We start from the raw sequence: 24,154 nt of genomic DNA, 5'->3' as shown, positions 1-24,154 counted from the left end.
GAGAAGACGTGACCGCACGGACGGCGCATTCGGCGCGACCCCACGACGAAGAGTCGTGCCGCCCGTGCGGTCGCAACCCCTTCCTCCGGACCCTCCCGCCGCCTCCCGATCGACGATCTTCGCTCGCGGTCCCGTTCAAGCTCGCGGAAACAGGTGGGCGCGCCATGTGAGACCGCCGCTTCTCGGGGCACCCCATTGGGTAAAGGACTCAGTGACGGGAGGCCATGAGCTCATGGCACGGGTGACGCGCGCGGAGATCGACCGGCTCGTCGGCGGCGACCACCACGATCCGCACGGCGTCCTCGGGGCGCATCCCGGCCGGGACGGCGCGCAGGTCCGGGCGCTGCGGCCGATGGCGGAGAAGGTCGAGGTCGTCCTGCCGAACGGCGACCGGCATCCGCTGCGCCACTTCCACCAGGGCCTGTTCACCGGGACGCTGCCGGCCGGCTCGTCCCTCGCCGGCGACGACGACCGCGCGGCGCCGCTCGCCGTCCCGGACTACCGCCTCGCCGTCACCTACGGGGACGGCGTCGAGACGGTCCAGGACGACCCGTACCGGCATCTGCCGACGCTCGGCGAGCTCGACCTGCACCTGATCGGCGAGGGGCGCCACGAGGAGCTGTGGCGGGCGCTCGGCGCCCGCGTCCGCTCCTACGCGTCCGCGTTCGGCACGGTGCACGGGACGGCCTTCGCGGTGTGGGCGCCGACGGCGCGCGGCGTCCGGGTCGTCGGCGACTTCAACCACTGGGACGGCCGCGCCCACCCGATGCGCTCGCTCGGCTCCACCGGCGTCTGGGAGGTGTTCGTCCCCGGCATCGGCGACGGCATGTGCTACAAGTACGAGATCCTCGGCGCGGACGGGGTGTGGCGCACCAAGGCCGACCCGATGGCGCAGGCGACCGAGCGCCCGCCGGCGACCGCGTCGCGCGTCTTCACCTCGTCCCACGAGTGGGCCGACGGCGAGTGGATGGACGCCCGGAAGGACCACGACTGGCTGCACGAGCCGATGAGCGTGTACGAGGTGCATCTCGGGTCGTGGCGTCCCGGGCTCGGCTACCGGCAACTGGCCGAGGAGCTGACCGAGTACGTGCGCGACATGGGTTTCACGCACGTGGAGCTGCTGCCGGTCGCCGAACACCCCTACGGCCCGTCCTGGGGCTACCAGGTGACGTCCTATTACGCGCCCACGGCACGGTTCGGGAACCCGGACGACTTCCGGCATCTCGTCGACCGCCTCCACCAGGCGGGTATCGGCGTCATCATCGACTGGGTGCCGGCCCACTTCCCCAAGGACGAGTGGGCCCTGGCCCGTTTCGACGGCACCGCGCTGTACGAGCACGACGATCCGGCGCGCGGGGAGCATCCCGACTGGGGCACGCTCGTCTTCAACTTCGGCCGCGCGGAGGTCCGCAACTTCCTGGTGGCGAACGCGTCGTTCTGGCTGGAGGAGTTCCACATCGACGGGCTGCGCGTGGACGCCGTCGCCTCGATGCTGTACCTGGACTACTCGCGCAAGGAGGGCGAGTGGTCGCCCAACATCTACGGCGGGCGCGAGAACCTGGAGGCCATCTCCTTCCTCCAGGAGATGAACGCGACCGTCTACAAGCGCAACCCCGGGATCATGACGATCGCGGAGGAGTCGACGGCATGGCCCGGGGTGTCCCGCCCGACCCATCTCGGCGGGCTCGGGTTCGGGTTCAAGTGGAACATGGGCTGGATGCACGACACGCTCGAATACCTGCGCCACGAGCCGGTGTTCCGGCACTACCACCACAACGAGATCACCTTCTCGCTGGTGTACGCGTTCTCGGAGAACTACGTCCTGCCCCTGTCGCACGACGAGGTCGTCCACGGCAAGGGGTCGCTGCTCAGCAAGATGCCCGGCGACGCCTGGCAGCAGTTCGCCGGGCTGCGGGCCCTGCTCGCCTACATGTGGTCGCATCCCGGCAAGCAGCTGCTGTTCATGGGGCAGGAGTTCGGGCAGGGCGCCGAATGGGCCGAGGAGCGCCCGCTCGACTGGTGGCTGCTGGAGAACGCCGCCGAGGGCGCCCACCACCTCGGGCTGCAGCGGCTCGTCCGCGAGCTGAACCACGCCTACCAGGCCGAACCCGCGCTGTGGACGCGCGACAGCGACCACGACGGGTTCCGCTGGATCGACGGCAACGACGCGGGCGGCAACACGCTCTCCTACCTGCGCTACGGGACGTCCCAGGGCGGCGACCCGCCGGTCATGGCGTGCGTCGTCAACTTCTCGGGCGCCCCGCACGAGGACTACCGGCTGGGGCTTCCCCGCGAGGGCGGCTGGCACGAGGTCGTCAACACCGACGCCTTCGAGTACGGCGGCAGCGGCGTCGGCAACCTCGGCCGGGTCGAGGCGTCCGGTGAACCGTGGCACGGGCTTCCCGCGTCCACGGTGATGCGCGTCCCGCCGCTCGGAGCGGTGTGGCTCGTCCCTGAATAGGGTGACGGGATGACCGTCGCGCAGCGCCTGAACATCGTCCCCGGCCAGTTCACCGTCGAGCATCTGCCGCACGCGACGCTCCCGGAGGACGACGAGTGGATCGCCATGGTGCGCGCGCCCGAGGGCCTCACCGTCGTCCGGGACGCGTCACCCTTCTCCGAGGCGGAACGGTGGGTCGGCTTCTACGGCGAGACGGAGCACAGCCTGGACACTCCGGGCATGCTCGCCGCCATCGTCGGCCCGCTCGCCGAGGCGGGGGTGTCCGTCTTCGTCGCCTCGACCTACCACGCCGACCTGGTTCTCGTCCCGGAGCACCGGTTGAAGGAGGCCACGGCGGCGCTGCGCGACGCCGGGCACCGCGTCGGGGACTGACCGGGGACTAGAGGCGTCCGAGGAGCCAGCGCGGGCCGGTGACGGCGGCCCCGGCGGCCTCGCAGCGGGCGCGCAGTTCCCGGTCGGCCGTCACCACGAGGTGGTGCGCGCCGGGGCCGGCCCGCTCGACGAGGTCGACGATCTGGTCGTCCCCGCTGCCGGGCGCGGCGACGACCCGCACCCCGCCGGACGGCTCGTCCGCGACGCGCCGCGCCGCGCCCTCGACCACCAGCACGACCTCGGGAAAGCAGCGGTCGAACGGGAACAGCCCGTCCGGCAGCCCCCGCACGCCGCCGTCCAGCTTCTTCAGGTCGTCGCGGAGCCGCGCGTTCGCCCCCACCCTGTCCTTCCACCAGCCGTCGGCGCGGGCTCCGACGACGTTGGCCGCGTCCACGACCAGGACGACGTTCGTCATGGCGCCCTGGAGGCGGGGCCATGAGCGCGCGAACGGCTCGAACAGCTTGCGGTCGGTGACCTCTTCCACGCGCACCCATTCCGCTCTGCGCGTCTCCCTCGACGCGGCCCTCACATCGGCGCGCTTCGTCAGCGACCCCATCACGGACGTGAACGACCAGCCGCCATGGTCTTCGACGCTCGTGCCGTGCACCGTCACCGTTCCGGTGTCGAGCGTGCACTCCTCGGACGTCTCCCGGAGCGCGCCCGTGACGGCGTCCTCGTGGCTGTGCAGGGCGCCGCCGAACATGCCCCACGTCCCGCCGCCGAGCCCCCACCACGCGCGCTGCTGGAGCAGGATCCACACCTGGCCGCCGGCGTCGCGGTGGTAGGCCAGCAGGCCGGCCGCGCCGAACCGTCCCCAGTGCGTGTGCCCCTGCCCGCAGTTCGCCCAGCCGTCCCCGTCACCCATGGGTCCGACGATAGCGCCGGACGCGCGCGACGGACGGGGCACCGCCGTCCCGTCGCGCCCTGGGGCCGCCGCCGGCGAGCGCATAGGCTGGGGCGCATGGTTGATCCCGGCACAGTCGTCAACGCGATCAAACAGGCCCGCGACCGGCGGACCGCCCCGCTGATCCTCGAACTGGACCTCACCGAGGGCATCGTGGAGACCGCGCCGTCCGACCCGATCTCGGCGATCCTGTCGATGCGGCGGACGAGCCTGCGCGACGTCCTGGACGGGCTGCGCCGCGCCCGCTCCGACGACCGGGTGCGCGCCCTCGTCGTGAAGGTCACCGGCACCGTCGGCCTCGCCCTCGCCCAGGAGCTGCGCGAGGCCGTCCAGGCCATGCGGGACGCCGGCAAGCTCACCGTCGCGTGGGCGGAGACGTTCGGCGAGGGCGGCCGCGGCACCGTCCCGTTCTACCTGGCCACCGGGTTCGACAAGATCTACCTGCAGCCCACCGGCGAGGTCGGCCTCACCGGCGTCGCGCTGGAGGAGCCGTTCTTCGCGGGCGCCCTGGAGAAGGCGGGCGTCCGGCCGCGGTTCGCCAAGCGGTACGAGTACAAGACCATGGCGAACACGTTCATGGAGAAGACGTACACGCCGGAACACGAGGAGTCGTCGCAGCGGCTCGTCACCTCGCTCGGCGAGCAGATCACCGCCGGCATCGCCGCCGCCCGCGGCCTGCCGGAGGACAAGGTCCGCGAGCTCACCGACCGCGGCCCCCTCCTCGCCGCCGAGGCCCGGGAGGAGAACCTCGTCGACCGCCTCGGCTACCGCGACGAGGTGTACGGCGACCTGCGCGAGGAGTTCGGCGAGGAGGCGCAGCTGCGCTTCGTGTCCCGCTACAACCGCGCGCACGGCCTCGCGAGCCGCATCCCGCAGCCCGGCAGGCAGGACGTCGTCGCCTACATCAACGGGCAGGGCCCGATCCGGCTCGGCCGCAGCGGGCGCGGCGGGCCGCTGCCGAACTCCGGCCCCGCGATGGGGGCGGACACGATCGGCGCCGCGTTCCGCGCCGCCGTGAAGGACGACCGCGTCAAGGCGATCGTCTTCCGGGTGAACAGCCCCGGCGGCTCCGCGGTCGCGTCCGACGCCATCTGGCGCGAGGTGGTGCTCGCGCGCCGCGCCGGCAAGCCGGTGGTCGTCTCCATGGGCAACGTCGCCGCGTCCGGCGGCTACTACGTCTCGATGGCCGCGGACACGATCGTCGCGCAGCCCGGCACCATCACCGGCTCGATCGGCGTCGTCGTCGGCAAGGCCGTGGTGAACGACCTGCTGGAGCGCGTCGGCATCGGCCTCGGCTCCGTCGCCGACGGCGACCACGCCCGCATGTTCAGCGCCACCAAGGACTTCAGCGACTCCGAGTGGGAGCGCGTCAACGCCTCCCTCGACCGGATCTACGACGACTTCACCGCGAAGGTCGCCGAGGGCCGCGAGCTGTCCCGCGAGCGCGTCCACGAGCTGGCCCGGGGCCGCGTCTGGACGGGCGCGGACGCCAGGGACCGCGGCCTGGTCGACGAGCTGGGCGGGGTCGACACGGCCCTGGAGATCGCCCGCAAGAAGGCGGGCCTGGCCGCCGACGCCCCGGTCCGCGTGTACCCGCACAGCTCGCCGCTGGAGCGGCTGCGCCCGCCGGAGTCCAGCGAGGACCGCGCCGCCGCGTCCGCGCGCTTCGACGCGTGGGGCTCGCTGTCCGGCCTCGCCGCCCGCCTCGGCCTCCCCTCCGCCGGCCCCCTCACCCTGCCGGGCACCTGGGAGATCCGCTGAGCGGCGAGTTCGCGGAGGCCGTCGCGGGCTTCGCCACGGGCGTGGTCGTGCTGACCGTCCGCGACGGCCGCGACGACCTCGGCACGACGATCTCCTCGTTCATGTCGCTCTCCCTGGACCCCCCGATGGTCCTGGCGAGCGTGGCGACGGTCTCCTACCTCACCGAGGTCCTGACCCGCCAGAGCCGCTGGGCGGCGACGATCCTGTCCACCTCCCAGCGCGCCCTCGCCGGCCGCTTCGCCAGCGAGGGCCGCCCGAGCGCCCGCATCCTCCTGGCCGCCGAACCCCACCACCGCGGCCCCCGCACGGACGCCCTGATCCCCGAAACGGGCGTCACCGCCCTCGAATGCGAAACCCGCCAGACGCTGGAGGCGGGCGACCACACCCTCTTCGCCGCCGAGGTCCTCTCCACGGACTACACCGCCGGGGATCGGAAGCCCCTGATAAGAGTCAACCGCCGCTACGTCACATCGGCGTGAGCCCTCGATCGCGCGGCGCTCGCCGAACAGCTGGAGCACCCAGCCGGCGTCGGCGAGTGGTGCGGTCGAGAGCTCTCCATGGCCACGGCGACATCGATGGGCGCGGCGCCGGCCGGCGGGCGCCACGGTGTCGCTTCCTCCACTACCCGCAGGGCACGGGTCCAGCATCGGCGTCAGGGCGTCGAGGCGTTGAGCGTTGCCGCGACGGCCTCGTTGAAGGTCGAGGAGCCCACGAGCCCCTGCCCGCCGTCCACGACGACGTGGGCGCCGGTGACGAAGCCGCCGAGCGGTGACGCGAGCACCGAGGCCATCACGCCGATCTCCTCGGCGGCACCGTAGCGGCCGAGGGGGATCATCTTGAGCCAGGTGTCCTTGTCGGCGGCCTGTTCGAGGCGGCGCATCCCCTCGGTGCCGGCGATCGGCCCAGGGGCGATGGAGTTGCAGCGGATGCCGTAGCGGCTCCACTCGAGGGCGAGGTTTCGCATCAGGTGGTCGACACCGGCCTTCGCGGCGCCGACATGCGCCTGGTACGCGAAGGGCACGGACGCCTGCGCGGCCGAGATGAACAACAGGGTGCCCCGGGTCTCGCGCAGCTGCTCGAACGCGGCGGCGGCGGTGTGGAAGCTGCCGAGGAGGTCGATGTCGACGACGGTCCGGAAGCCGTTCGGGCTGATCTTCTCGGCCGGCGCGACGAAGTTGCCGGCGGCCCCGGCGACCACGACCGACGCCGGCCCCAGCTCGTCGGCGCTCCTGGCGAACGCGTCGGTCACGGCGGCGGGGTCGCGAACGTCGGCGGCCACGGCACACACCTTCGCACCGAGCCCCCGCAGCTTTCCGGCGGCTCCGTCGAGCCGCTCCTGCGACCGCCCGCAGATCGCGACCGCGGCGCCGAGTCGCGCGAACGTGGCGGCGATTCCCAAGTTGATTCCGCTGCCGCCGCCGGTGAGAAAAGCGGTCTTTCCGGAGAACAGCGTGGGCGAGAGCAGATCTGTCGGGTCAGCCATGGGATACCCTCCGTCGCGTTCGATCAACGTACAAATGATTGCCAATGCGCATGGTCACGGCAGGACCACTCCGGCGAACATTTCGCGCAGCTCGCGCTTCGAGTATTTGCCGACATTGGTCTTGGGGATTTCTTCGACGAAGACGATGCGGTCCGGGATCTTCCATCTGGGCAGCGACGCGCCGAGGAAATTGCTCAGCTCGGCGGCGTCCGCGGTGGCCCCGGGCTTGAGCACGACACACGCCAGCGGCCGCTCCGACCATTTGGCCGACGCCACGCCGATCACTGCGGCCTCCGAGATCTGCGGATGCGTGAGGAGCTCGTTCTCGATCTCCGCCGAGCCGATCCACTCGCCGCCGGACTTGATCATGTCCTTGGCGCGGTCGACGAGCCAGACCCGCCCGTCCGGGTCGATCTTGGCCACGTCGCCCGTGCGAAGCCAGCCGTCGGGGGTGAACCCGTCGCGGCCCCGGGGGTCGTTGTAGTACCCGGCCGTCACCCAGGGGCCCCGGCACTGCAGCTCGCCGGTGCTCTCCCCGTCCCAGGGGAGCACTTTCCCGGCGTCGTCGGCGATGCGGGCGTCGACGCCGAACATCGTGCGCCCCGCCGACGTGCGCAGCCGCGCCCGCTCCTCCTCGGAGCGAGTCCGCTCTTCGCGGCGCAGTGTGCTGACCGGCCCGCTCGCGGAGGTCTCGGTCATCCCCCAGGCGTTCGTGAGCGGAACGCCCGTGGTGCGCCGGTAGCCTTCGCTGAGCGCTGTCGGGACCGGGGCGCCGCCGCTCATCACGACCCGCAGCGACGAGGCGTCCCGGCCGGACAGGTGCGGCAGCGCCGCGGTCCAGATGGTCGGCACCCCGGCGGTGACACTGACTCCCTCCTGGACGATCAGGTCGGCCAGCGCCGGACCGGACAGGTCGGCGCCCGGCAGGACGAGTGCGGCGCCCGTGGCGAGCGGGGCGTGGACGAGCCCCCAGGTGTTGGCGTGGAACATGGGGACGACGGGCATCACCACGTCGTCCTCACCGATCCCGATCGAGTCCCTCGCCATCAGGGACATCTGCTGGAGGAAGATCGACCGGTGGCTGTACACCACGGCCTTCGGGTTTCCGGTGGTTCCGCTGGTGTAGCAGACCGCCGCCGCGTGCCTTTCGTCCACTATGGACAATTCTCCGGCAGATGCCGCGTCCAGCAACGAGTCGTACGCGTGGACGTCGATCCAGCCCAGGTCACCGATACCCGGGTCGCCCGGCTGGGGCCCGTCCCCGTCGAAGAGCACGAGGTGCTTGACGCTGGAAGCCGTCGCCAGCGCCGGGAGCAGGCGAGACAGCAGGGCACGGTCGGCGAAGACGACCTCGTCCGAGGAGTGGTTCATCAGGTACGAGAGCTCGTCGGCCTCGAGCCGCGGGTTGAGTGCGTGGATCACCCGGCCCGAGCACGGCGCCGCGTAGTACACCTCGAGGTGGCAGGCTGTGTTCGAGCCGAACGTCGCCACCCTCCCCCCGGCGCTGACCCCCAGGGCGTCCAGCACCGAGACGACGCGGCGGACCCGGCCGGCCCAGTCCGAGTAGCCGATCCGCTCCCTCGCCCGCCCGACGGCGGTGGTGATCATCTTGTGGCCGTGGTGCCGTTCCGCGCGCTCGAGGATGGTGACGACACTGAGCGGCTGTTCCGACATCGTTGTTCTCATGGACCACCTCCGGCTCACTGTTCGTTGTCGACACTACCTCAAGTGTCAACACCTTGGAAGAGATCACTCAGATACTGCCTGGTCTCTTGGTCCCACCGGCGTGAACGGCGGTCAGTCACCTCCCGAAAGAGTTGACACTTACCCGATGACGTGGCTACCTTCGGTGAGGTGAAATTTGGAGTTGTCTCGTATACGACCGACTACACGATCAGCCCCGTGGAGCTCGGCAAGGAGATCATGAGCCGCGGCCTGCAGGCTCTCTTCGTGCCCGAGCACAGCCACATTCCGGTGAAACGGGAAACTCCGTGGGCCGGGCTTTCGCATGCGGACCAGGCCACCACCGACGATCCGATGTTCGTGCCGGACTGGTACGAGAACGCGCTCGACCCGTTCATCAGCCTGGCCGCGGCGGCCACGGCCTCCCCCGGGCTCGTGGTCGGGACCGGGGTGGCGCTGGCGTCGCAGCGACACGCCATCAGCTTCGCGAAGGCCGTGTCCAGCCTGGAGGCGGTGATCGGCCCCGACCGGTTCATCTGCGGCGTGGCGCCGGGGTGGAACGTCGAGGAGATGCGCAACCACGGCGTCGGTGGCAGGCAGCGGTGGCTCGCGATGCGCGAGACGGTCGAGGCGGCCATCCAGATCTGGACCCACGAAGAGGCCGAGTACCACGGCAAAGTGGTGGACTTCGACCCGGTTCGCAGCTTCCCCAAGCCCGCGACCCGGCCCCATCCGCCGGTGCTGTTCGGCGGACACTCAGAGGCCACGCTCGACCGCATCGTCGCCGTCGGCGACGGCTGGATGCCGGTGGCGGGCCGAGGAGCCCGCCCCACCATCGACGACATCGAGGCCGGAATCATGTTCCTCGCGAGCAAGTCCGAAGAGGTCGGTCGCACGTTCATCACCAACGTCCTCGACGTCCGCGTCGACCTGGGCACCATCGAGCGTTACCGGGACATGGGCGTCGAGCGGTTCCTGTTCGGCGGCCCCCCGGTGGCCGAGGACGAGGTGCTCCGCAGACTCGACACCTGGGCCGACGTCGTGGCCCGCCTCGGTTCCTGACCGCCGCGAAGCCGAGCTCGGGGCGAACGCGTGAATCGCGTTCGCCCCGAGCTCTTTTCGTCAGCGGGTCAGCGGGCCGGGCGCGAGCCGCCGTCGGCCTGCACGGTCACCGGGACGGGCGTGCCGGCCTCGGGCAGCCGCCGCTCGGGCCGCCGGGCCCGGGTCACCGCCAGCACCGCGAGGGCGGCCACCACCGCCGGGGCGGTGAACAGCACCAGCAGGTTGCCCGCGGTCCAGTGCCGGTCGAGCAGCATTCCGGCCAGGAGCGGCGCGAGGATGGCCCCGAGCCGACCGGCGCCGATCGCCCAGCCCACCGCGGTGGTCCGGATCAGCGCCGGGTAGAGGTCCGGGACGATGGCGTAGATCCCGGCCATCGAGGCGTTGATGCACAGGCCCAGCGGGATGGCCACCATGAGCACTCCGCTGAGGTTCCCGAAGACCACGTTCATCAGCAGCAGCGAACCGGCGGCCCCGAACAGCGCCGCGGCACTGAGCAGCCTGGTGCTGAGCTTGAGCGCGAACGCGGCGAAGAGAAGCGTCGCGATGATGCCGCCGACGTTGAGCAGGATGCCGGACTGCGCGGCCTGCCCCGCGGACGCACCGCTCGACTGGAGCAGCTTGGGGGTCCAGGAGTTGGCGAAGAAGTACACCGCCTGGGTGCAGAAGAAGACGATCCAGATGAGCAGCGTCTTCGTGATCGCCCGGCGGCCGAGCACGGCGGCCCGGATGTTTCCGGCCGACTCGCGGGCGGTCGCCCGGGCGGGCAGCTCGGAAAGCTCCGGCTGGTGGATCCGCGCCAGCAGCCGGTTCGCGTCGGCCAGCGCGTTGCGCGGGCGGCGGGCGAGCAGGAACGTGATCGACTCCGGCATGCTCGCGACCACGACCGCGATGAGCACGAGCGTCGCGACCGCGCCGACGACGAACGGCGAGCGCCAGCCGTATGCGCTGATCAGAAACGCCGAGGCCACCCCGCCGATCACGCCGCCGCACGAGGGCCCCGCGGCGTACAACGCGATGACCGTCCCTCGGCGCCGCTGCGGCGTGTACTCCGCGAGAATCACGGGCAAGCCCGCGGAGACGCCTCCGATGCCGAGGCCGGTCAGCAGCCTCGCGACGAGCAGGACACCGTAGCCCGGCGCCACCACCGCCAGAACCATCCCGGCTCCGCAGAGCACGAGACACCAGATCACGAAGGGCCGCCTGCCCACGCGGTCGGCGAGCGGCGCCAGGAAGAGGGCTCCGATCGCCATGCCCACAGGTGTGGCGCTCAGCAGCATCCCGAGCTGCGAGCCGGTGAGGCCCCACTCCGTGGTCACACCCGCCGCCGAGAAGGCCATGACGAAGATGTCGAAGCCTTCCACGGCATTGATCACAAAGCACAGACCGACGATGAACAGCTGCCGTCTCGAGAACGGGGACCGATCGATGGATTCCTGGACCGACATCGTGCGTCTCGCCTCCTTTGGTCGTGGCGCCAGGCGACCCCACGCTGGGTGGCCGGCATGGTCGAGCAGCGATCGCCCCCGAGGCGGATAAGTTGCTACACTTGGCTCTGTCGAGATAGGCAAGATGTAGACACTTTGAGTCTGAGAGCGACTCTAGCAGGCATGAACAACGTCACATAGAAATCTGAGCGAGAAAATGTTGACACTTTTGGATGATGTCGGCGAGAGCGAGGCGTCGGTCCGGAAGAGGGGCGATGCAGTGACGAACAGCCGGTGCCAGCGATCCACCGGCCCGGTGTGACGTGGGGCCGATCCGGCGGATCGACCGCCCCGTGCCTGAATCCACACTCGGTCGGCGGGTCGGCGCCGGGCCCGCCGGCGGATGGTGGGCCTTCGCGGCGGCGGCGTCGGTCCTGACCATCGTGACCATCGGCGTCAACATGCCTCCGGTGTTGTTCCCGAGGTATGTGGACGCGTTCGACCTCTCCCCGCTCACCGTGACCGGCGTCTTCGCCACCTACACCCTCTGCATCGCGCCCGCGCTCCTGGTGTTCGGACCGCTCTCGGACGCCATCGGGCGCAAGCGGGTCCTTCTCATCGCGATCGTCGCCGCCGTGGCCGCCGCGGTCATGCTCGCCGCGGCACGGAACGTCTGGTGGCTCTTCGCCGGGCGCGCTCTCCAGGGATTGGCCGTCGGAGCCGCCCAGGGCCCGGCGGCGGCCGCCCTCGCGGACGCGCATCCGCGTTCCGACATCGCACAAGCCGCACTGGCGGCGACCTTGGCGACGTGCGTCGGGACCGCGGTGGGGCCGATGAGCGTGGGCGTGCTCGCGCAGTACGGCCCGGCACCGCTCCGGCTGTCCTACCTGGTGGAGGTGGCGCTCCTCCTCGTCGCTCTGGCGGGGCTCTCCGCCGGCTTCCCGGCGGCGAAGACGGCACGCGGGCGGCGTGTCAAGATCAGCTGGCCGTCGGTTCCCACGAGCATCCGGGCGGCCTTCGTCCGAGCCGGCGGCTCGGCGGTGCTCGCCTGGGTCGTCGCGGCCCTTTTCCTCGCCCTGGCGCCATCCTTGCTCAGGACGTACCTCCACACGGACAACAGCGTGGTGTCCGGCGGCATCCAGGCCCTGATGCTGGCCTCCTCCGCCCTTGCCCAGCTCGGCGGACGCAGGCGTCAGTCGCGGCCCCTGCAGATCTCCGGACTCGTCCTGCTCGCCGCCGGGCTGGGCATCCTCGCGGGCGCGGCCGCGGCCACCTCCGCGGTGCTCTGCGCGCTGGCGGCCGCCGTCGCCGGAGTCGGCCACGGCCTGGTGTTCAGCGGAGCCGCCCGCGAGGTCGGCACCATGGCGCCGAGTGACAGCCGCGGAAACATCATGTCGATGTTCTTCGTGGCGATCTATCTCGGCGTCACGGTGGCGGTCGTCGGGGTCGGCGCCCTCTCGTCGGGCGTCGGCCTGATCCTCGCGGTGCAGCTCTTCTCACTGGCAGTGGGCCTTGCCTGCGCGGTGAGCGTCGTCAGCCACGCTCGATCGTCCCGTGCCCAGGACTGAGCGGCCGACCTCGAGCTCGCATTCCGATGAGTCAGCTTCGGAAATGCGGGAGCACGTCTTCGGCGTACCGCTGCATCTGTTCCAGCGTCTCGTCGAGATCGTCGCTCTGCAGATGGAGCGTCAGACCGGTCATCCCGTGGTCGGCGTAGCGGCCGATGTCGTCGATCGCGGACGCGGTGCCGCCGTAGAACGGCACCCGGGTGTCCGGCGACCCGTCGCGCGGGAAGCGCCCCGGCCACAGCACGATGTCGAGGTCGTCGGGGTCCCGGCCTTCCTCGTCGCACGCTCGTCGCAGCGAGCCCATGGCGGTCGTGAACCCTTCCAACGTGTCCAGTGGAACCCGAGGTGACGTGGTCGCGGGACACCACCCGTCGGCGTACTTCGCCACCCGGCGGATGGAACGCCTGCTCTCACCGCCGATCCAGACCGGGATCCTCCTGTTCACCGGCTTCGGCTCGAAAGCGATGCCGCCGAAGTCGACGAACTCCCCGGCGAACTTCGGCTCGTCTTCGCCGAACAGAACCCGGAACGCCGCGAGGTACTCGTCGAGCACCTTGCCGCGAGCCGCGTAATGCGGGTTCTGGAGCGCGTCGTACTCCTCTTTCAGCCAGCCCGGACCGACCCCCGCGATCACCCGCCCGCCCGAGAGGACGTCAGCGGTCGCCAGCATCTTCGCGGCCAGCACGGGCGGGCGGTACGGCAGGACGAGCACCATCGTCGCGAGGCCGATCTTCTCGGTGCAGCCGGCGAGGAAGGACAACGACGCCAGCGTCTCGAGCGAGTTCGCGATCACCTCGCCGTCCTTCTTCAGCCAGTGCGGGCCGACCTCGCCTGACTCGGTGTACGGGTAGCGCGACTCGACCCGCGCGGGGTGGACCACCCTGTCGTTGAGTCCGACCCAGTCGTAGCCGAGGGACTCCGCGGTCTGGGCGATCCGTTGAAGCGCTTCGCGGCTCGCGACCGGCGACTTCAGCAGCACAGCGATTCCGAACTTCACTTTTCCTCGACTCTCGCTTGGTCTCGCACCTGCGTGAACAGCGCGGCCGACGGATCCTTCTCGCGACGGCCACCCGGGGCGTACGGCAGCGCGCCGGTCAGATCCGGTCCGAAGAGGGCGGAACGCGCCACGTCCACGACGATCTGCCGGGCGGCGATCCGCCACTCGCCGTTCCGGCGCTCGAACCGGTCCAGGTAGCGCCCGCCGACCAGGTCGTGCTCCCCGCCCCGCTCTTCGGGCTGCGCGTTGAACAGCAGGAAGTAGCTCTCCACCGCGGCGACGTCGCCGTCGACCACGGCGTGGACGTTGGTGATGTGGTGCTGGCCCACGCGTGGGGTCTCGTCGAAGCGTCGCACCAGCATCGGGACGATCCGCTCCGGGCCCCCTGGGCCGTGGCTGTCGGTCGCGCCGGGATGGAACGCGCTGAACATGGCTTGCGCGTCACCCCGGTCGACGCCTCGGCAGAACCGGTACAGGACGTCCCTGATCGCCAGCTGTGCGACGACCTCGGTCAGTGCATCCCCCGGTTCACCCACGGTTCGACCTCCGTTCGATCAACTCAGACAACTGTAAGTGTCAACACATATACAGAGCAACCACGAGTTACAGGACAGCGATCACTCTTATGGACATCTAAGTGTTGACACTATCTCATAGGTCGTGGCAGTGTCCTCCGATCGAGGCGCCGCATGCGCGGCTCGGAGGGACTTCTCATGGCGGAACGTCTGGCAGGCAAGGCCGCACTGGTCTTCGGAGCGGGCTCGGTAGGTCCGGGCTGGGGCAACGGCAAGGCGGCAGCGGTCGCATTCGCACGCGAGGGCGCCGCGGTGTTCTGCGTGGACGTGAACCGCGACGCCGCCGAGGAGACGGCGTCCCTCGCCCGCGTGGAGGGCGTCAAGGCCTACGCCGCGGCCGCGGATGCGACCAGGGCCGAGGACGTCGCTCGCGTGGTCGCCGAATGCGAGCGGGCGACCGGCACCATCGACATCCTGCACAACAACGTCGGCATCGCCGAGTTCGGTGCGGTGCAGGATCTTGACGAGTCCGTGTGGGACCGGGTCATGAGCGTGAACGTGAAGTCCGCTTTCCTCACGATGAAGCACGTGGTTCCGGTAATGACCAAGCAGCACAGCGGCGCGATCGTGAATATCGCGTCGATCTCCGGAATCCGCTACATGGGCATGCCGTATTCCGCGTACTACGCGTCGAAGGCCGCCGTGCTGCACCTGACCAGGACCACCGCCGTGGAGGTCGCTCCGCTGGGAATCCGCGTCAACGCGATCCTGCCGGGCATGATGCAGACCCCGCTCATCGAGAAGCTCGCCCGGGAGAACGGTCTCTACTCCGGCGATACCGAGCAGATGTGGCGGACGCGCGCGGCCGAGGTGCCTTTGAGTGTGGGAGGCACGGGCTGGGACATCGCCTGGGCGGCCGTATTCCTCGCAAGCGAAGAAGCCCGGTACATCACGGGCGCGGACCTCGTCGTCGACGGCGGGGTCTCGCTGAAATGGTAACCGATTCGACGGCTATTCGGGAGTTCACATGAGGAAGCCGGACCGGAGACACAAGCAACAACTGGGAATCGAAATGCGGGAGCTGCGCATTCCCGTGAGCCTGACGCCGGGAGAGCCGGCGGAGCACGAGGTCTACACCGAACTGTCCGTGCCGCCCGGCGGCAGCCCCACCGCCGTCCAGGTGCTCTTGCACGGCGCGATGTACAACGGCACCTACTGGGACTTCCCGTACCAGCCGGAGCGCTACTCCTACGTCGACCACATGGTCTCCCACGGGTACGCGACGCTGAACGTCGACCGCGTCGGCAACGGGCGCAGCACGCGGCCGCACAGCACGCAGGTCGACCTGGACTCCAACGTCTTCGTGATCCACCAGCTCGTGACCGCGCTGCGCGACGGGAGCCTCGGCCGGTCCTTCGAGCGGGTCGTCCTCGCCGGCCACTCCTACGGAACGCTCGTGGCGTCCCGCATGGCCGCCGTCCACGGCGACGTCGACGCCCTGATCCTCACCTCCGCCCTGCACACCACCAGCGCGGCCGGCGCCGCCGCGATGGGCGGGAACATCGCCGCGTACGCGGCTTCGCAGGAGCCGAAGTTCGCGCACCTCGACGACGGCTACAAGACCAGCAAACCCGGTACCCGCGCGGAGATGCTCTACCTGGCCGAGAACGCCGATCCCGCCGTCATCGCGCTCGACGAGGAGCTGAAGGAGACGGTGTCGATCAGCGAGATGGCCCACCTGGAACGGTGGCAGACGGACGACACGACCCGCGGCGTCACCGTGCCCGTCCTCTTGGCCGTCGGTGACCACGACATCGTCTGGTGTGGACCCGACGCGGTCGACTGCTCCACCGCGGAGTCGGTGTGCGCCGCCGAGGCCAAGTACTACGCGCCGGAAGCGCAGCTCGAGGTGTTCGTGCTCCGAGACTCGGGCCACGACCTGAACCTGCAGCTCAACTCGGCCGTCTGGTTCGCCGCGGCGACGGACTGGCTCGCCGCCCGTGCGCGAGCCTGGGCGCCCGCAAGCGAACACTGACGCCGGCATCGACGAGAACCGAGGGTGAGCACACGTGAGCCGACGGCTGGAAGGCAAGAAGGCGGTCATCACCGGGGCGGCGCTCGGCATCGGTCGCGCATCGGCCGAAGCGTTCGCCCGGGAGGGCGCCACCGTGATCGCCACCGACGTCAACGCGGGGGCGCTCGCCGGGCTCGACGGCCTCGACCGGGTGACCACGATGGTTCTCGACGTCACGGACACCAGCGCCATCAGGGAGATCGCCGAATCCGTGGGCCCGGTGGACGTGCTGTTCAACGTCGCGGCCATCGTGCACCACGGTTCGGTCCTGGACTGCTCGGACGAAGACTGGGACACATCCTTCGCGGTGAACGCGAAGTCGGTGCATCGCACCGTGCGGGCGTTCTTGCCCGGCATGCTCGAATCGGGGGGCGGGTCGATCATCAACGTGGCCTCCACCCACGGACTGGCCCGTGGCGGCGTCAACAGGTACGCCTACACGGCGACCAAAGGTGCCATCGCGGCCCTGACCCGGGCGATCGCCCTGGACTTCGTCCGGCAGAACATCCGATGCAACTGCATCGCACCCGGGCCGATCCTCTCCCCGTCGTTGCTGGCCCGGTTGGAGTCCGGCGCCGCGCCCGCCGAAGCGAGCGGGTCTTCGGCGTCGGAGGCGCTGCAGCACCTCAAGGAAGCCCACCCGATGGGACGGCTGGGGGAAACCGCCGAAGTGGCGTCCCTTGCCGTGTTCCTCGCGAGTGACGAAAGCTCGTTCATCACCGGGACGGCGCAGCTCGTCGACGGAGGATGGTCACTGTAGCTGTCACCTGGATTCGTCCTATGTAGGACATCTGCGCGCCGACGCCGCGCACCACGTCCGCCGGGCCGGGTGCTCTCCGATCTCCGCCGCCGGCCCCGCCGGCTCGTGCAGCCGTCGACGAGGACACGGAAAGTGTTGACAATTACTGCGGACGCACTCGCCACGACGGCTCCAGTTTGGGTGGCCGGCCTCGGGGATCAGCTGCTCACCGCCGACAGTCCAGGGATCTCACCCGAAAAAGTGTCTACACATAACTAGCGCAGGTCGACGCGACAGCAGTACCGTGCTCCGTGTGACACCTACCGAACCAGAGCCCGAACGCTTCGATGTCGCGATCATCGGCACGGGCTCCGGCAACTCCCTGCTGACCCCCGACCACGACGGCCTGAAAGTCGCGATCGTCGAACGTGACGTCTTCGGCGGCACCTGCCTGAACCGGGGCTGCATCCCGACGAAGATGTTCGTGTACGCGGCGGACATCGCCGAGACCGTCCGGCACTCGTCGCGGTACGGCGTCGACGCGCGGCTCGACACCGTCCGCTGGAACGACATCGCCGACCGGGTCTTCGGGCGCATCGACCCCATCGCGGACGGCGGCGAGGACTACCGCAAGAGCTTGGACAACGTCACGGTCTTCAACGGGGAAGCCCGGTTCACCGGCGAACGCACGCTCGGGATCCGTTCCGCCGACGGCTCCGCACGCCACATCGCCGCCGACGACATCGTGCTCGCGGCCGGCGCCTCCCCCAGGATCCCGCCGATCCCCGGCCTGGCGGAGGTCCCCTACCACACCAGCGACACCATCCTCCGGATCCGCGAGCTGCCGCGGTCGCTCATCGTGCTCGGCGGCGGGTTCATCGCGGCGGAGATGGCGCACATCTTCGGCAGCTTCGGCGTCGACGTCACGATCATCAGCCGCGGCCCGCTGCTGGCGCGCGAGGACGAGGACATCAGCCGCGAGTTCACGCGGCAGTACAGCGACAGGTTCACGACGTACCTGAACGCCGGCATCCTCGAAGCGGCGCCCGGCGGCGACGGCTCGGTCCGGGTCGAAGCGAGCGTTGACGGCGAACGGGTTTCCGTCGCCGCGCAAGCACTCCTGGTCGCGACCGGGCGCACCCCGGCCGGCGAGGCCCTCGCGCTGAACGTGGCGGGCGTCGAGGTCGACGCGGCGGGCTACGTCGTGACCGACAAGTTCCTGCGCACGACCGCCCCCGGTGTCTGGGCCCTCGGCGACATCGCCAACCCCGCACAGCTCAAGCACACCGCCAACGCCGAGGCCCGGATCGTGGCGCACAACCTCGTCCACCCGGACGACCTGCGGGCAATCGACCTCTGGCCCGTGCCCCACGCCGTGTTCGCCGGCCCCCAGATCGCCTCGGTCGGTCTCACCGAACAGGAGCTGCGCCGTGCGGGAACGCGCGCCTACGTGACCGCCACGCAGCACTACCGCGACATCGCCTACGGCTGGGCCATGGAGGACACCCGGAACTTCTGCAAGCTCATCGCAGACGCGGAGACCCGGGTGCTGCTCGGGGCTCACATCATCGGGCCGAACGCGAGCACGTTGATCCAGCAGCTGATCCAGGGAATGCGGTTCGGCCAGACCGTGGACGAGATGGCCCGCGGGATGCTCTACATCCACCCGGCGCTGAGCGAGCTGGTCGAGAACGCCTTGCTCAAGCTGTGAACCGCGTCCGGCCCGCTCCGCTCCCTCGGCCGCAGCGGAGCGGAGCGGGCCATCGTGCGCTCGGTCAGACCGTGAAGGCGAGCTTCTCCAGCACCTTCGTGCCGAGGGCCAGGTCCCCCTCGACCGTGACCCGGGACTTCGCCGCGTGCGGTTCGATCCGGCCACCGGCCAGGCGCATGAACAGCGCCGAGGACAGCCGCAGCGTGACCGTCGCCGGCCCGTCGAGCGCCTCCTTGACCTTCGCGCGGCCTTCGACGGCGACGTGGATCTGCGCGGTCACCGGGCCGTCGAGCACGATCGTCACCGAGGAACCGTCCGGCGCGCCCGCCTGCTTGCCGATGACGAACCCGAGCGCGGCCTTCACCTCCGCCAGGCACTCCTCGGCGACGGGTCCGCCTTCACCGCCCGGCCTGCCGATCGCGTGCCGGATGTCCTGCTCGTGCATCCAGCAGTCGAAGATCCGGATCCGCATGAACCCGCCGTAGGGGCGCTGCCCGCCCGGCGTCCAGCTCTCGGCCTCGAACTCCTCGTCGGACATGGCGCGCAGGAACGCGGAGCGGCGAGCGGTGACCGCACGGAACTCGGCGAGGAGCTCCTCGTGGGTCAGCGGGCGCAGTGCGTCGACCCAGGCCTCGTTGGTCTGGCCGATCACGTTGCGCACGTGCGACTTGGCGCCTTCGCCCAGCGTCGCGGCGGCCACGCGTTCCCTGATGGAGTCCGGGCCCTGCTCCAGCATCCGCTCGGTGCCGACGATGTGTGCGAGCGTGTCGTGCACATCCCAGCCGGGGAGCACGGTGGTGTCCCACTCGCGGGCCGGCAGCGGGGTGAGCAACTTGTCGAGGTCGGCCCACACGGTGCCGAGCAGACCGGCTACTTCCAGGCGCCTGCTGCTCATCGGTCCCCCTTCTTGGCGTGCTCGGTGTTCTTCGGGTCGTGTTCGCCGAAGTCGATGACCTCGCCCCGGTTGATGCTCGTCCAGTCCCTGGCTTCCAGGTACGGGCGGATGGTACGGGCGATGTACTCGTCGTCGTCCTTGGTCTTCGGGCGCTGCGTCTCGTAGAGATGCGGGAACTCCAGCCATGCCGTGGTGGCGTACCAGAGGCGGAGTGCCGCCACGCCGGTCGGCGGGTCCATCACGACCGGCCCGAAGAGCAGCTGGTCGCCGAAGAACATCGACGGGACACCGAAACCGCCGGCGTCGAGCACCCGCTGGTGGTCGGCCTTGACCTCGTCGTGGGTGGTCGGGTCGGCGATCGCCTTGTCGACCACCTCCGCGTCGACGCCGATCCGGGTGAGCAGATGACGGGCGACCTCCGGGTCGTGGGGCCGGCGGCCGTCCACGTGCAGGGCCCAGCCCGCGGTCTCGAACCACCTGTCCACCAGGGACATGTCGGTCCGCCGCAGGTAGGCACCGATGCGCATCATCGACCACCCGTAGGACCACTCGCGCTCCCACGGGTGCTTCTTGCCTTCGACGCGGTTGACTTCTTCGAGGCTGAAGAAGCGCCAGTTGACGGTCAGGCCGATCTGCTCGCGGACGTTGCGCAGCCATCGCGCGGTCTGGAACGCGAAGGGACACAGCACATCCATGTGGAAGTCGACCGTCGCCGGCGCCCTGCTCACGAGCTCGGCCGCCGCAGCCGCCGCGAGGGCGGTGGACGTCTCTGTCACTGTGCCGGTCATGCTGCCGCTCCCCTCCTGGCTTCTCCGGCCGTGGACGATGATTCGCGGACGCACGTGTTCGTCAGCGTCCCGATGGACTCGACGGTCGTGACCACCACGTCCTGCGCTTCGAGCGCCACGGGAGGTTTGCGGGCGTGGCCGACCCCGTCGGGGGTGCCGCCCAGGATCAGGTCCCCGGGCTTGAGCGTGAGGATGCGGCTCAGGTAGGACACGACCGCGGCGGGCGAGAACACCATGTCCGAGGTCCGGCCCGACTGCATCACCTCGCCGTTGACGGTGCAGGTGACCGCCAGGTCGTCCGCGTGGTCGACCTCGCCGGGGGTGACGAGCACGGGACCGAGCGGGTTCGTGCCCTCGAACGTCTTCCCCTGAAGCCACTGCATGGTCCGGAACTGGACGTCGCGGGCGGTGACGTCGTTGGTGACGGTGTATCCGGCGATCGCGTCTCGCGCCTCCGCCTCCGAGCCGCGCCTGATCTCGGTGCCGATCACATAAGCGAGCTCCGCTTCCCAGTCCATCGCCTGCGACATCGCGGGCAGGGTGATGTCGTCGTCGGGGCCGATCAGCGATTCGGTGTACTTCGCGAACAGCGTCGGGTAGTCCGGTGCCTCGACCCCCATCTCCGCGAGGTGCGCCCGGTAGTTGGCGCCCACGCAGATGATCTTGCCCGGTGCCGTGACGACCGGAGCGAGATCGAGGCCGTTCGCGTCCAGCTCACCGGTGCCGGCGATGTCGCGTCCCTGGGCCTTGAGCCTGATCAGCGCGCCGACATCGGGGGCGTCGAAGAGCTTCGCCGCACCGTCGACGAGTTCGGCGGCCGACGTGGTCCCGTCAGGCCGCCGCACAGTCACAAATCGCATGCTTTCGTCCGTTCCGAGAGGCCGCCTGGGCCGCTGGCGTACGCGCGGCTTACTCGGCGGGATGGAGTGAAGTCCCGGGGCGACGTGCATCGGGTGCCGCTCCACTTTCGCCCCACCGTACCACGAAGTGTCAACACTATGAGGCGGCTCGACCGGGTCCAGGGCACAAAATGCCTGGGCAGACGGCAAAAGTGATGACAGTAGTCGTGTTCTCAGCAAGCTCCTTGCGTCGTAGATTGCTCCACTGGGCTACCTATGTGTTAGCATCTACCTGCTGGCGCGGCGGCACGCTGTTCTAGGGACAGCGCCGAATGCGTAGCCTCCGGGACGAAGATGACTGCCGCGAAGCGAGATCGGAGGCCCGACTTGGCCGAGGACCGGTTTCCGCGCTCTGGCGCCACCCCGCAGGCGGCGGACTCGGCTTCTCCCGAGAACGAGACGACGGACAGCTGGCGTGATTCGAGCACGGTCGCGTACCTCAAGATTCGCAAGGACATCCTCGCCGGCCGCGCGGTGCCCGGCAGCTACCTGAACCAGGTCCACCTCGCTCGCGAGCTCGCGATCAGCCGCGGCCCACTGCGTGAGGCACTGCGCCGGCTCGAGAACGAAGGCCTCGTGGTCTCGGAGAAGAACCGCCGCAGCCGCGTGGCGGAGCTGTCCGCGTCCGACGCCGAGCAGCTCTACGCGCTGCGGTGCGTGAACGAGAGGCTCGCGATCGAACTCAGCGTTCCGCTCCTGACCGAGGACGACCTGCGGGAGATGGCGGAAGCGTTCGCGGCCATGCATGCCTCCGACAAGACGGACGAGGACGCCTGGGAAGCGGCGCACGAACGATTCCACGAACTCGCCTTCACTCGCGCGCCCAGCCGGATCTACGGGGTGGTGCGCGAGCTGCGGGAACACAGCGGCCGGTACATCAGGCTTCTGCACGTGAGGGGAGCGCACGCGCTCGCTCTCCAGGAGCACGAGCAGCTGCTCACCGCATGCCAGGAGGCCGACGCCGTGCGCGCCGCGCAGATCGTGACAGGCCATCTGGCGCGCACGGCGTTGGGGGTGCTCACCATCGTCGACCCGCTCTACGAACCGGCTGCGCTGAGGCAGCTCATGCGCCGGGCGCTGGGCGGCTCGGTGGCCCACTCCCGGTGAGCCGACTTCCGCGGCCGGTCGAGCTGCGCGAAGCCGTCAGATCAGCGCCGAGGTGGCGCCGCCGTCGACGAAGACGGTGGCGCCACTGATGAACGACGCGTCGGCGGCGGAGAGCATGAGAACGGCCGCGGCGACCTCGTCCGACGTGCCCATTCGCCGCATTCCCGCCATGTGGGTTCGAACCCACTCGTCGTGCACCTCGGCGAACCGTGCCTCGTCGTTCTCGGCACCGAGCGACTTCCGGACCATGGGGGTGTCGATGGTCCCGGGGCTGACCACGTTGACCCGGATGCCCCTCGTCCCGTAGTCGAGGGTCGCCGCACGGGCCAGCCCGTCCAGCGCGAGCTTGCTGGCCGAGTACGCGGCCGTCCCGGGTCGTGACCCGCGCTGGATGATCGACCCGGTCAGCACGATCGATCCGCCGCGGTCGAGCAGATGGGGAATCTGGTACTTCATGCTCAGGAACACGCCACGGGTGTTGACGGCGAAAATGTGGTCCCAGTCCTCGACGGACATCTCGTGAATGGTGGCGTATCCATTGACGCCGGCGTTGTTGTGCACGATGTGCAGGTCGCCGAGGTGACCGACGGCCTGCTCGGTGGCGGTGCGCACCGACTCCGCATCGCGCACGTCGACCGGGAAGAAGGCGGCCGATCCGCCGGCTGCGCGAATGATGCCGACGGTCTCCTCGGCGCCCACCGTGTCGACGTCCAGACAGGCGACACGCGCCCCTTCACGCGCGAACGCCACGGCGCTGGCTCGCCCGATTCCCGATGCGGACCCGGACACGATGACGGCCTTGTTCTGGAATCGGTCAGCACTCATGGGCGGCTCCCCGGTCGTCTGTTCGCTCTGGATCTGGTCACCACTTGAGGGACAGCCCGCCGTCGACGACGAGGTCGATTCCCGTGACGTACCTGGATTCATCGCTGGCGAGGTACACCGCGGCCCATGCCACGTCCCAGCCCTCACCCCCGACTCCCATGGGCACGAGCGCGGCACGTTTGGCCCACATGTCCTCCACGTTCGCACTGTCCACACCGGAGATGCCCGCGTCCCGCTCGACCATCGGGGTCTGCATGGCGCCGGGCGAGACGGCGTTGACCCGCACCCCTTGGCGCGCGTACTCGACCGCGGAGGTGCGGGTGAGGTGCAGCAAGGCGGCCTTCGACGCGTAGTACGCGGCATAGGACACGCCGAGCCAGCGGGTCCCGGCGACCGAAGCGATGTTGACGATCGTTCCGCCGCCGCGGGAAGCCATGTACGGAATGGTGTGCTTCATGGCCAGCAGCGCCGCTTTGACGTTGACGTCCATGACGCGGTCCCAGTTCGACATCTGCATGTCGACGACTCCGCCGACTTCCGCGATCCCGACGTTGTTGTCGAGGATGTCGATCTGGCCCCACTGCTCGACACAGGCGGCCACCATGTCGCGTGACTCGCGCTCGTCGGTCGCGTCGGCGGCGTAAGCGCGGGCACACCCGCCCTCATCGGTGATGATCTCGGCCGTCTCCTCCGCCGCCGCCGCGTCGCGATCGACGCAGAACACGGCGGCGCCCTCACGAGCGAACGTCACCGCGGTCGCCTTGCCGTTGCCCCACCCCGGGCCGACCGAACCCGCTCCTACGACGAGCGCGGTCTTGCCCGCCAGGCGGCCGGCCACCTGACGGTCCTGTTCGGACGACGTTCGGGTCATGGCAGTACCTGCTCT

Annotated in this window: 22 protein-coding genes; 11 read left to right on the top strand and 11 right to left on the bottom strand. The window is 69.9% G+C overall.

Going from position 1 to position 24,154, the window contains the following annotated elements; translation table 11 throughout:
• The first annotated feature begins 232 nt into the window (after positions 1 to 232).
• Both glgB and K8Z49_RS42170 read left to right on the top strand, forming a co-directional pair.
• Positions 233 to 2,461, top strand: coding sequence for a 1,4-alpha-glucan branching protein GlgB (gene glgB / locus K8Z49_RS42175; RefSeq protein ID WP_412516809.1), 2,229 nt, complete (start codon positions 233 to 235; stop codon positions 2,459 to 2,461).
• A gap of 9 nt (positions 2,462 to 2,470) precedes the next feature.
• Complete coding sequence (locus K8Z49_RS42170; RefSeq protein ID WP_021598651.1) at positions 2,471 to 2,833, top strand: ACT domain-containing protein; 363 nt, start codon at positions 2,471 to 2,473, stop codon at positions 2,831 to 2,833.
• 7 nt (positions 2,834 to 2,840) lie between these two features.
• Here the strand turns inward: K8Z49_RS42170 and K8Z49_RS42165 are convergent, their stop codons facing one another.
• Positions 2,841 to 3,698: an NUDIX domain-containing protein gene (locus K8Z49_RS42165; RefSeq protein WP_075022079.1), complete on the bottom strand. Its 858-nt coding sequence runs from the start codon at positions 3,696 to 3,698 to the stop codon at positions 2,841 to 2,843.
• A gap of 96 nt (positions 3,699 to 3,794) precedes the next feature.
• On the opposite strand from K8Z49_RS42165, the gene sppA reads away from it, so the two are divergent.
• On the top strand, positions 3,795 to 5,498 hold the full coding sequence (sppA, locus tag K8Z49_RS42160; protein WP_412516808.1) for a signal peptide peptidase SppA: 1,704 nt from the start codon (positions 3,795 to 3,797) through the stop codon (positions 5,496 to 5,498).
• The gene (locus K8Z49_RS42155; RefSeq protein ID WP_024935901.1) at positions 5,483 to 5,977 is read left to right on the top strand and encodes a flavin reductase family protein; all 495 of its coding nucleotides are present in this window, start codon (positions 5,483 to 5,485) and stop codon (positions 5,975 to 5,977) included. The genes sppA and K8Z49_RS42155 overlap by 16 nt, the downstream gene beginning before the upstream one ends.
• A gap of 173 nt (positions 5,978 to 6,150) precedes the next feature.
• Here the strand turns inward: K8Z49_RS42155 and K8Z49_RS42150 are convergent, their stop codons facing one another.
• Positions 6,151 to 6,981 carry an SDR family oxidoreductase gene (locus K8Z49_RS42150; protein ID WP_412516807.1) on the bottom strand — a complete coding sequence of 277 codons (831 nt, stop codon included), beginning with the start codon at positions 6,979 to 6,981 and terminating at the stop codon, positions 6,151 to 6,153.
• Between the two features lie 54 nt (positions 6,982 to 7,035).
• Positions 7,036 to 8,655, bottom strand: coding sequence for a long-chain-fatty-acid--CoA ligase (locus K8Z49_RS42145; protein ID WP_412516806.1), 1,620 nt, complete (start codon positions 8,653 to 8,655; stop codon positions 7,036 to 7,038).
• A gap of 180 nt (positions 8,656 to 8,835) precedes the next feature.
• Between K8Z49_RS42145 and K8Z49_RS42140 the strand changes: the two genes are divergently transcribed.
• Positions 8,836 to 9,726, top strand: a complete 891-nt coding sequence (locus tag K8Z49_RS42140) for a TIGR03619 family F420-dependent LLM class oxidoreductase (protein ID WP_412516805.1) — start codon at positions 8,836 to 8,838, stop codon at positions 9,724 to 9,726.
• A 68-nt stretch (positions 9,727 to 9,794) separates the two neighbouring features.
• On the opposite strand, the gene K8Z49_RS42135 is transcribed toward K8Z49_RS42140, so the two are convergent.
• Entirely contained in the window at positions 9,795 to 11,171 is a 1,377-nt protein-coding gene (locus tag K8Z49_RS42135) for an MFS transporter (RefSeq protein WP_412516804.1), read from the bottom strand.
• A 332-nt stretch (positions 11,172 to 11,503) separates the two neighbouring features.
• Here K8Z49_RS42135 and K8Z49_RS42130 point away from each other — a divergent pair, with 332 nt between their 5' ends.
• The gene (locus K8Z49_RS42130; RefSeq protein ID WP_152564060.1) at positions 11,504 to 12,718 is read left to right on the top strand and encodes an MFS transporter; all 1,215 of its coding nucleotides are present in this window, start codon (positions 11,504 to 11,506) and stop codon (positions 12,716 to 12,718) included.
• A 31-nt stretch (positions 12,719 to 12,749) separates the two neighbouring features.
• Here K8Z49_RS42130 and K8Z49_RS42125 read toward each other — a convergent pair whose 3' ends face one another.
• Together K8Z49_RS42125 and K8Z49_RS42120 are read right to left on the bottom strand one after the other, a co-directional pair.
• Positions 12,750 to 13,715: an LLM class F420-dependent oxidoreductase gene (locus tag K8Z49_RS42125; protein WP_021595615.1), complete on the bottom strand. Its 966-nt coding sequence runs from the start codon at positions 13,713 to 13,715 to the stop codon at positions 12,750 to 12,752.
• A complete protein-coding gene (locus tag K8Z49_RS42120) occupies positions 13,712 to 14,251 on the bottom strand; it encodes a nuclear transport factor 2 family protein (RefSeq protein WP_021595614.1) in 540 nt (179 codons plus the stop codon). Before K8Z49_RS42120 ends, K8Z49_RS42125 begins: the two co-directional genes overlap by 4 nt.
• A gap of 177 nt (positions 14,252 to 14,428) precedes the next feature.
• Between K8Z49_RS42120 and K8Z49_RS42115 the strand changes: the two genes are divergently transcribed.
• From K8Z49_RS42115 to K8Z49_RS42100, 4 genes are all read left to right on the top strand, one after another.
• Positions 14,429 to 15,229: an SDR family NAD(P)-dependent oxidoreductase gene (locus tag K8Z49_RS42115; RefSeq protein ID WP_412516803.1), complete on the top strand. Its 801-nt coding sequence runs from the start codon at positions 14,429 to 14,431 to the stop codon at positions 15,227 to 15,229.
• Positions 15,230 to 15,302: 73 nt separating this feature from the next.
• Positions 15,303 to 16,265, top strand: a complete 963-nt coding sequence (locus tag K8Z49_RS42110; RefSeq protein WP_412516802.1) for an alpha/beta hydrolase — start codon at positions 15,303 to 15,305, stop codon at positions 16,263 to 16,265.
• Positions 16,266 to 16,299: 34 nt separating this feature from the next.
• On the top strand, positions 16,300 to 17,064 hold the full coding sequence (locus tag K8Z49_RS42105; RefSeq protein ID WP_412516801.1) for an SDR family oxidoreductase: 765 nt from the start codon (positions 16,300 to 16,302) through the stop codon (positions 17,062 to 17,064).
• 292 nt (positions 17,065 to 17,356) lie between these two features.
• On the top strand, positions 17,357 to 18,754 hold the full coding sequence (locus K8Z49_RS42100; protein ID WP_412516800.1) for a mycothione reductase: 1,398 nt from the start codon (positions 17,357 to 17,359) through the stop codon (positions 18,752 to 18,754).
• A gap of 64 nt (positions 18,755 to 18,818) precedes the next feature.
• Here K8Z49_RS42100 and K8Z49_RS42095 read toward each other — a convergent pair whose 3' ends face one another.
• From K8Z49_RS42095 to K8Z49_RS42085, 3 genes are read right to left on the bottom strand one after another with little or no spacing between them, the layout of a single operon-like run.
• Entirely contained in the window at positions 18,819 to 19,649 is an 831-nt protein-coding gene (locus tag K8Z49_RS42095) for a maleylpyruvate isomerase family mycothiol-dependent enzyme (protein ID WP_021595609.1), read from the bottom strand.
• Positions 19,646 to 20,437, bottom strand: coding sequence for a DsbA family oxidoreductase (locus K8Z49_RS42090; protein ID WP_021595608.1), 792 nt, complete (start codon positions 20,435 to 20,437; stop codon positions 19,646 to 19,648). Before K8Z49_RS42090 ends, K8Z49_RS42095 begins: the two co-directional genes overlap by 4 nt.
• The gene (locus K8Z49_RS42085) at positions 20,434 to 21,297 is read right to left on the bottom strand and encodes a fumarylacetoacetate hydrolase family protein (RefSeq protein WP_024935896.1); all 864 of its coding nucleotides are present in this window, start codon (positions 21,295 to 21,297) and stop codon (positions 20,434 to 20,436) included. The genes K8Z49_RS42090 and K8Z49_RS42085 overlap by 4 nt, the downstream gene beginning before the upstream one ends.
• Before the next feature lie 366 nt (positions 21,298 to 21,663).
• Between K8Z49_RS42085 and K8Z49_RS42080 the strand changes: the two genes are divergently transcribed.
• Positions 21,664 to 22,443 carry a GntR family transcriptional regulator gene (locus K8Z49_RS42080; RefSeq protein ID WP_412516799.1) on the top strand — a complete coding sequence of 260 codons (780 nt, stop codon included), beginning with the start codon at positions 21,664 to 21,666 and terminating at the stop codon, positions 22,441 to 22,443.
• 36 nt (positions 22,444 to 22,479) lie between these two features.
• Here K8Z49_RS42080 and K8Z49_RS42075 read toward each other — a convergent pair whose 3' ends face one another.
• Together K8Z49_RS42075 and K8Z49_RS42070 are read right to left on the bottom strand one after the other, a co-directional pair.
• Positions 22,480 to 23,268 (bottom strand): SDR family NAD(P)-dependent oxidoreductase, encoded by a 789-nt coding sequence (locus tag K8Z49_RS42075; protein WP_021595605.1) that lies wholly within the window; start codon positions 23,266 to 23,268, stop codon positions 22,480 to 22,482.
• 37 nt (positions 23,269 to 23,305) lie between these two features.
• Positions 23,306 to 24,139, bottom strand: coding sequence for an SDR family NAD(P)-dependent oxidoreductase (locus K8Z49_RS42070; RefSeq protein WP_412516798.1), 834 nt, complete (start codon positions 24,137 to 24,139; stop codon positions 23,306 to 23,308).
• Between the last annotated feature and the right edge of the window lie 15 nt (positions 24,140 to 24,154).

The sequence above is a fragment of the Actinomadura madurae genome, assembly GCF_047130825.1.
In the GTDB taxonomy this organism is placed as follows: Bacteria; Actinomycetota; Actinomycetes; order Streptosporangiales; family Streptosporangiaceae; genus Spirillospora; species Spirillospora madurae.
The sequence above is the reverse complement of the archived record's forward strand: the minus strand, read 5'-3'. Positions and strand labels throughout refer to the sequence as shown.

Excerpts from the sequence above, each read along its gene's own strand:
- glgB (WP_412516809.1), top strand. The coding sequence starts at position 233 with ATGGCACGGGTGACGCGCGCGGAGATCGACCGGCTCGTCGGCGGCGAC.
- K8Z49_RS42170 (WP_021598651.1), top strand. The coding sequence starts at position 2,471 with ATGACCGTCGCGCAGCGCCTGAACATCGTCCCCGGCCAGTTCACCGTC.
- K8Z49_RS42165 (WP_075022079.1), bottom strand. The coding sequence starts at position 3,698 with ATGGGTGACGGGGACGGCTGGGCGAACTGCGGGCAGGGGCACACGCAC.
- sppA (WP_412516808.1), top strand. The coding sequence starts at position 3,795 with ATGGTTGATCCCGGCACAGTCGTCAACGCGATCAAACAGGCCCGCGAC.
- K8Z49_RS42150 (WP_412516807.1), bottom strand. The coding sequence starts at position 6,981 with ATGGCTGACCCGACAGATCTGCTCTCGCCCACGCTGTTCTCCGGAAAG.
- K8Z49_RS42145 (WP_412516806.1), bottom strand. The coding sequence starts at position 8,655 with ATGTCGGAACAGCCGCTCAGTGTCGTCACCATCCTCGAGCGCGCGGAA.
- K8Z49_RS42135 (WP_412516804.1), bottom strand. The coding sequence starts at position 11,171 with ATGTCGGTCCAGGAATCCATCGATCGGTCCCCGTTCTCGAGACGGCAG.
- K8Z49_RS42115 (WP_412516803.1), top strand. The coding sequence starts at position 14,429 with ATGGCGGAACGTCTGGCAGGCAAGGCCGCACTGGTCTTCGGAGCGGGC.
- K8Z49_RS42110 (WP_412516802.1), top strand. The coding sequence starts at position 15,303 with ATGCGGGAGCTGCGCATTCCCGTGAGCCTGACGCCGGGAGAGCCGGCG.
- K8Z49_RS42095 (WP_021595609.1), bottom strand. The coding sequence starts at position 19,649 with ATGAGCAGCAGGCGCCTGGAAGTAGCCGGTCTGCTCGGCACCGTGTGG.
- K8Z49_RS42090 (WP_021595608.1), bottom strand. The coding sequence starts at position 20,437 with ATGACCGGCACAGTGACAGAGACGTCCACCGCCCTCGCGGCGGCTGCG.
- K8Z49_RS42085 (WP_024935896.1), bottom strand. The coding sequence starts at position 21,297 with ATGCGATTTGTGACTGTGCGGCGGCCTGACGGGACCACGTCGGCCGCC.
- K8Z49_RS42075 (WP_021595605.1), bottom strand. The coding sequence starts at position 23,268 with ATGAGTGCTGACCGATTCCAGAACAAGGCCGTCATCGTGTCCGGGTCC.
- K8Z49_RS42070 (WP_412516798.1), bottom strand. The coding sequence starts at position 24,139 with ATGACCCGAACGTCGTCCGAACAGGACCGTCAGGTGGCCGGCCGCCTG.